The 6,391-nt window shown below is 24.7% G+C and carries 7 protein-coding genes; all 7 read right to left on the bottom strand.

Annotated features, from left to right (window positions below; genetic code table 11):
• Positions 1 to 314: 314 nt before the first annotated feature.
• Positions 315 to 599 (bottom strand): CRISPR-associated endonuclease Cas2, encoded by a 285-nt coding sequence (cas2, locus tag Q1J76_RS10295; RefSeq protein WP_300369991.1) that lies wholly within the window; start codon positions 597 to 599, stop codon positions 315 to 317.
• A gap of 4 nt (positions 600 to 603) precedes the next feature.
• Positions 604 to 1,596: a type I-B CRISPR-associated endonuclease Cas1b gene (gene cas1b / locus Q1J76_RS10290; protein WP_300369990.1), complete on the bottom strand. Its 993-nt coding sequence runs from the start codon at positions 1,594 to 1,596 to the stop codon at positions 604 to 606.
• Between the two features lie 14 nt (positions 1,597 to 1,610).
• Complete coding sequence (locus tag Q1J76_RS10285; RefSeq protein ID WP_300369989.1) at positions 1,611 to 2,117, bottom strand: CRISPR-associated protein Cas4; 507 nt, start codon at positions 2,115 to 2,117, stop codon at positions 1,611 to 1,613.
• Between the two features lie 8 nt (positions 2,118 to 2,125).
• Complete coding sequence (gene cas3 / locus Q1J76_RS10280) at positions 2,126 to 4,423, bottom strand: CRISPR-associated helicase Cas3' (RefSeq protein WP_300369988.1); 2,298 nt, start codon at positions 4,421 to 4,423, stop codon at positions 2,126 to 2,128.
• Positions 4,423 to 5,160: a CRISPR-associated protein Cas5 gene (gene cas5, locus Q1J76_RS10275; RefSeq protein ID WP_300369987.1), complete on the bottom strand. Its 738-nt coding sequence runs from the start codon at positions 5,158 to 5,160 to the stop codon at positions 4,423 to 4,425. Before cas5 ends, cas3 begins: the two co-directional genes overlap by 1 nt.
• Entirely contained in the window at positions 5,153 to 6,046 is an 894-nt protein-coding gene (cas7i, locus tag Q1J76_RS10270; protein WP_300369986.1) for a type I-B CRISPR-associated protein Cas7/Cst2/DevR, read from the bottom strand. The genes cas5 and cas7i overlap by 8 nt, the downstream gene beginning before the upstream one ends.
• 37 nt (positions 6,047 to 6,083) lie before the next feature.
• The coding region (locus Q1J76_RS10265; protein ID WP_300369985.1) for a hypothetical protein at positions 6,084 to 6,391 on the bottom strand (308 nt) is incomplete at its 5' end.

Genomic DNA, 6,391 nt, shown 5'->3' with positions numbered 1-6,391 from the left:
ATTCCAGTATGGATAGATTAGAAACCGTCAACATTCAATTCAAAACCGTAATAATCCCATAATTTACATTCCAGTATGGATAGATTAGAAACCTGAAGAACAGGAGCAATGTCGACTTGTTCACGTTCATTTACATTCCAGTATGGATAGATTAGAAACCCGTATACTTATACATATTTGATAATTTATACTGCAAAATCCTAAATATGCAGCAAAGCATAATTATCAAACAGTTAATAAATATATTTTTTATAAAAATTATCTGTCGATAAACCATTATTTTTTAATAATAAGACATCAACGACAATCATATTTTATATAAAATTAGATGTCTTGTCAATACTTTCTTCTACCAAAAATTCTTTGTCTAACCATTTTTCATTACGGCTTTTAAAAACTATACAAGAATCTTTTTCTTTTCTTAAAATATCAAAGAGCTTATTTTTTAATTCTAAATACTGTACATTAGAGAGTTCTCCCTCAAATACAGATTTTTGTATATGATTAAGATATGCCTTACAAATTTTAAAAACTGTCCTAGAAACTTTGGCTCCATCTTCATCGTCTGTCTGTATATCATAAACTAATATCAAATACATTTATCTACCACCATATTACAAAAGGTTTATACTCTTTTTCTTCAAGCAAATGTTTTGAAATTTTATATAATTCCAATCTAATCAAATGTTTGTATGATACATCTTTATTCAAACTTCTATGTTTTATTGTAGTTTTCAATCTATTTTCTAATTCATCCATTATTATTTTTAAAGCTTTATCCTTAAGTCTTAAAAAATTGCTTTCTTTATCAAAATCATTTTCACTTATCATATTTTTATTGAGAAGAGTAAATATTAATCTATCTACAATTAATGGCTTAAAAATTTCTGCTGTATCAAGAGATAAAGAAAATCTTTTTACAGACGGTTCATGCAAATAGCTTATAGTAGGATTTAATTGTGTTTTATAAATTTCTGATAATACTTTCGTATATAATACAGAATTCAAAAAACTTATAAGTGAATTAATCATATTATCGGGAGGACGCTTTACACGTTTTTCAAAATCTATTTCTTGATTAATTATTTTTTTCCAAGAACTATAATAAACTTTATGTATATTGCCTTCTATACCCATTATTTCATTAATATTATAATAGTTATTTAAACTTGATTTTAGTTTTTCTATAGATTCAATTTCTTCTTTTAAATCACGTCCCCTATTATCATAATATTTTAAATTTCTTAATATATTATCTGTAGCTCCATAAACAAATTGCTTAGCAAGAAAACTTCTTTTATCATAATCACTATAATGCATTACCTGCTGAACAAGAAGATCTCCTGAAACTAATTTTTCTCTAGGATAAAAACTTCCGGAATAAAACTCATAATAATTAAAAAAATGTACACATATTCCCATCTGTGATAAGAAATTAAGCAGTTTAGTATTTATTGTAACTTCAGAAAAAACATATATATCATAAATTACTTCTATAGGTAAATCTCTTTTTTCTCCGCTTGATTTTACAAACTGCAAAGTATTATCCTTTCTTTTAAGTTCTCCGCTTGAAAACAAATAATAAGATTTACTCATAAAAATAACTCCTCCTATATATAGCAAAACTCATAATAAGCACATTTTTTACATGCTCTTATATTTATAGTTTCTGGAATATCATTACTTTTTATAATTTTGTTTATAAGTTCAAGATGCTCTAAAATATTTTTATCATCGCCTTCTTCAAGAATTACTTCTTCTTTGTATCTTTTTGATGGTATATTTAATTCTCCTTTTATATTATCAAACCCATACTGCTTCAATATAAACAAATAATATTTTATTTGATTAATAGCCATTTGTTTTTCTTTATCTGACTTTTTTATTTCATGCACCACATTATTTTTTAAAAAGTCAATATTCACTTTACCGTCTATCATAAAATTATGTTTTTGATTTGAATATGTATTTTCATCAATAAACTTTCCAATCTGCACAAGCTCATTTTCAGTTTCAAAAGATAAATTATGATAAGATAGCCAAACCTTTCTCATACATAAAAAACTATAAGAATAAATTGTACCTGTTACATAATTTATATTTTCATTATCTATCATATAATATATTAATCCCATATCATAGAATCATCTTTTTTATCAAGGAGTCCCAATTCTTTATTATACTCTAAATCAACAATAAATATTTTATTCGTTTTGTTTATGCCCAAATTTATTTCTTTAATACCTGTATCATTTTGTAATCTTTTATAAGTTTTTATAGAAGTTGTAAAGCCTAATAATTCTTTTTTCTTTCTTATTAATTTCTCATAATCTTCTTTAGTTAACTTTTTTAAGTTTAATAATTCTTCATATTCTTTTATTATATTATTTTCTTTACTAATTAAATCTTCGTAAATACTTAGTGGCATTACTGTTACATTATCTATCTTTCTAAATAATGTATCGCATTCTCCTTTTGCAATAGATGCTGGAGTAAGATTTGTAATATTTTTTAAAGCCTCCTTTATTTTTTCTAAATATTTACTTTTTTCTAATTCATCATAATCATAAACTTTATTTATAAAATCCTGTTTATCTTCTTCTGTAAATATTTTATTATCATAGCTTTTTATATAATGAACAGATCGTTTATATATTTCTTTATCATATACATAAGGAACACCATTTTCACTATTATAAATAAATATATTAGGTTCATCTTTTTTATAATCTCTGTTTCTGTAAACTCTTCCCATTCTTTGAAGCAAACTGTCAGCTGCAGACATATCAGTATGAAGTTCATCAAAATCTATATCCAAACTAGCCTCTACTATTTGAGTTGATATCCATATACCGAAAGTTTCCTCTCTTTTATTCTCATCATTAGGAGCAAAGTTTTTTATTTGTTTTTCTTTTGCTTTTCTGTCTTTCATTATAAATATTGAATGAAGAAGATTGATTTCAATATTATTATTTTCTTCTTTAATCAAATGTTTTAATTTGCCGTAAACTTTTTGAGCCTGTTTTACAGTATTGCATATAATCAAAACTTTTTTATTTTCAGAACTTTTCAATATTTTATTATAATCAAATTCTTTTTCATTAATGAATTTTATAAAATGCCTTTTAATACTTTTTTTATTATTATCAAGTTTAAAAAAAGCATTATTGGGCATTTCAAATTTAATATTATTTTCTTCCATCAATTTTTTTATTATAGGGGGAAGTGTGGCAGTCATAATGCAAAACTTTCCTCCTATATCATTTATTACTTTAAGACCGTAAATTATAAAAGCAGTTATTTCAGGAGTATAAGATTGTATTTCATCAATTATTAATTTACTATATTTCAAAGTTGCTGGGAAAATTTCTGTTCCTAAAGCTTTAAACACAAAATAAAAAAGCTGATCTATAGTACAAACAGTAAAAGGAAAAGAAAGTTTTTTACTTTTATTATATTTATCAAGCACATCATCAATACTCATATCATTATCCAGCATATCATTAATGCTGTCGGAATGTAAGAAATTTATTTTTTCACTATCATAATAATTTTCTTTAATCCTATCATAAACGGCATTGATAGACACTTTCAAAGGAAGCGTATAAAAAGTTTTTGAACTTCCAGCCCATAGCAAAGCCCCTTCAGTTTTTCCAATACCAGTAGAAGCAATCACAACTATATTATTATTTTGATTTTGAAGCATATACTCTTGGCATTCATTAGGCTTAAACTTTTCTAAAACTTTTTTAGAAGCATCATCGCTTTCTATTTCAATTTCCTTATCATAAGCACTAGCCGCATAATCTATTTTGTTAAGCATCCCCTTTATAATGATATAATTTTTCCAAATATCATAAGAAGGATTATAATTCTCTTTTATAACATTCATTGATACAGCTAAATATCTGCATTTGAGTTTATCATTATAATTTTTTTTATAAAATGAAATATCGTTATCAACAATTGTTTTTATGTCAGCTGAAGTTATTTCTAAACCATTATTATTCAAAGCTTTTCTTGTATGATGATTATAAACAGCACTTGATAATGCTTTTATCTCATCTTCTGAAAATTTTTCTTCTAATTCATTAATATTCAAAAAAGCACAGCTTAAAATACCATGCGGAATTTCTTCAATATTTAACTCTTTATATAATTTTTCTAAGTCATTATTAATTTCAAAGTTTTGATTTATACTTTTATAAATTTTCTTTTGAAATTTATAATTCATTTTTCCCAAGTCATGAGTTTCGCATGCTATTTTTATAAGCTCTAATTCTTTTTCATTAAAATATTTTTCATACATACTTTTAAAATCTTCAAATAATTTTATAAGATTTTTAGTATGTTTTTCAATACTCTCTGTATAATATGAATCATTATATTTATTGCTTTTAGCTAAAAAATTTTCTTTTTTCATTATGCTAAAAATAATCCTAATTTACTATTTTTTTCTTTGATTACATCTTTTTTAAAAGTTAATACACTTCCTCTATTTATATATTTAGCTTTAACTTTTTCTTTCCAGTATCTTATATTAGTTTTTTTGTTGATATCAAAAACTTTATTCAAATTATAAACAGTACCCATTAATTCTTCTTTATTTCTTATATTGTCAATCATACTGTAAGGCATATAAGCATCATAAAGCATTTCTATTTCATCAGTTTTTTCAAGTTCTACAATACTTACATTATCAATTCTTAAAATGTCTTCATGGCGTCCTAAAGCAGGATATACAGAAGGTCTTTTTAAACCATTTTCAATAATATCAAATAAACTTTCATCTTCAGGTACAATATGAATAATTAAATTAACATCAACTATAACTTCAGTATATCCCAGTCCCTTAGTTATGCCGTCAAAACTTCCATCATCATTTTTGACTTTTAGTTGATGCCTTTGAGAATCATATTTTATTCCAAAAAAGTACCTAGTATACAAATCAGTCAATGAACTTTTAGTTTCTCCCTGAATACTTATTTTCATTTCTCTATATCCGTCTGCAAAATTACAAACTTTATGAATCATTCCTATAACAGTAGAATATGGAGGAAGTTTAAAACTTTCCTGAAATTGTATACTGGAAGGTCTTTTATAATTTGTCATATTCTGATAACATTCTAATTTAATTGCTCTTGTTATATTATCATACATAATACTCATCAACCTTTTTAGATAATTCATCTATAACATAAGATACAGTTTTTACATTTAATTCTTTTTTTATTTCTTCATTATTTGAAAATATTGAATCTACTAATCCGCATATAGTGTTATCCTTTATTTCACTGTCTAAATCAAGAACATCTTTTATAGTTTTTATTTCTAAATTATTTTTATAAACTTTCAATCTATTTTCAAAGAAAGGATTTTTTATATTATAAACTCCTCCTATTATGAATATAGGACTTAAATTTTCTCTCCTTCCTCTTATATCTCTGTATAAAGTTTTTAATATCTTTAAAAGCTCTTTTACTCTTTTTGCTTTTTCTTTATTATCTATTTCATGTTTGTCTTTATTATTTTCTTTATCTTTTATAATTTCATCTATTCCAACTTTATCTAAGTCTATAGTTACAGTGTATGTATAGTATGATTTATGTATTTCACTTTGAGCAATAGCATTATCCATAGCTCCTCTTTTGGCAAGTGCCATATTCGTAAGAAAATCCAAATCAGAATTATAACTTTCTAAAGCAACAGCATTGCTTAATCTAACAACTGCATTTCTAGTATTTGAAGAACCATTAACGCTATTTTTACCAGTTTTCATATATCCGAAAAAATCTATTTCAGGATAATCTTTAATAGAAGCATCTTTTTCAAATTGAACAACTTTATCAGCATTAGAAACTTTTGTATTATCCCAGCCTAATTGATTTATAATATTATATCTTAATGCCTGCCTTGATATATAACTATAGCTGTTTCCGTCTCCTCTGCTTAACTTTTTTAAAGAGCTTATGTTTCCAAAACTCTCTCCATAGTTTGCACTTTCTGCTTCAAATATTATGCTTAAAGTAATACCTTTATTTTCCATATTTTTATTCTCCTTTAATTAAAATAATTATTATTTATTATATGTCATTTTTATCTTTATCATCATAGAATGAACCTTTGAGCCCTAGTATATAAGAATTTCCTATAGTCTTAAACTCTTCATCGCTTTTAAAAATATTTAAAAATATACTTGGTATACTTAAATTCATTCCCGCATAAAGTCTTGTAACATTGCTCAAAAATAAATCTCTGTTTGAAGTATGAACATAATTTATTAACTGATAAACTAAGCCTCTTAATTTGTTATCAGCATCTTTATTCTGATCATTTGTCAAATTGGTATTTTCTTTAGCACCTATTAATCTGCATCTCATTTCATTGCCTT

It is taken from the genome of Brachyspira sp. (assembly GCF_029258575.1).
Taxonomy (GTDB): domain Bacteria; phylum Spirochaetota; class Brachyspiria; order Brachyspirales; family Brachyspiraceae; genus Brachyspira.
Note: the sequence above shows the minus strand (reverse complement) of the source record. Positions and strands in the feature narration are given on the sequence as shown.

What these genes read in the sequence shown, in the direction of transcription:
- cas1b (WP_300369990.1), bottom strand. Translation starts at nt 1,596, where the DNA reads ATGAGTAAATCTTATTATTTGTTTTCAAGCGGAGAACTTAAAAGAAAG.
- Q1J76_RS10285 (WP_300369989.1), bottom strand. Translation starts at nt 2,117, where the DNA reads ATGATAGATAATGAAAATATAAATTATGTAACAGGTACAATTTATTCT.
- cas7i (WP_300369986.1), bottom strand. Translation starts at nt 6,046, where the DNA reads ATGGAAAATAAAGGTATTACTTTAAGCATAATATTTGAAGCAGAAAGT.
- cas3 (WP_300369988.1), bottom strand. Translation starts at nt 4,423, where the DNA reads ATGAAAAAAGAAAATTTTTTAGCTAAAAGCAATAAATATAATGATTCA.
- cas5 (WP_300369987.1), bottom strand. Translation starts at nt 5,160, where the DNA reads ATGTATGATAATATAACAAGAGCAATTAAATTAGAATGTTATCAGAAT.
- cas2 (WP_300369991.1), bottom strand. Translation starts at nt 599, where the DNA reads ATGTATTTGATATTAGTTTATGATATACAGACAGACGATGAAGATGGA.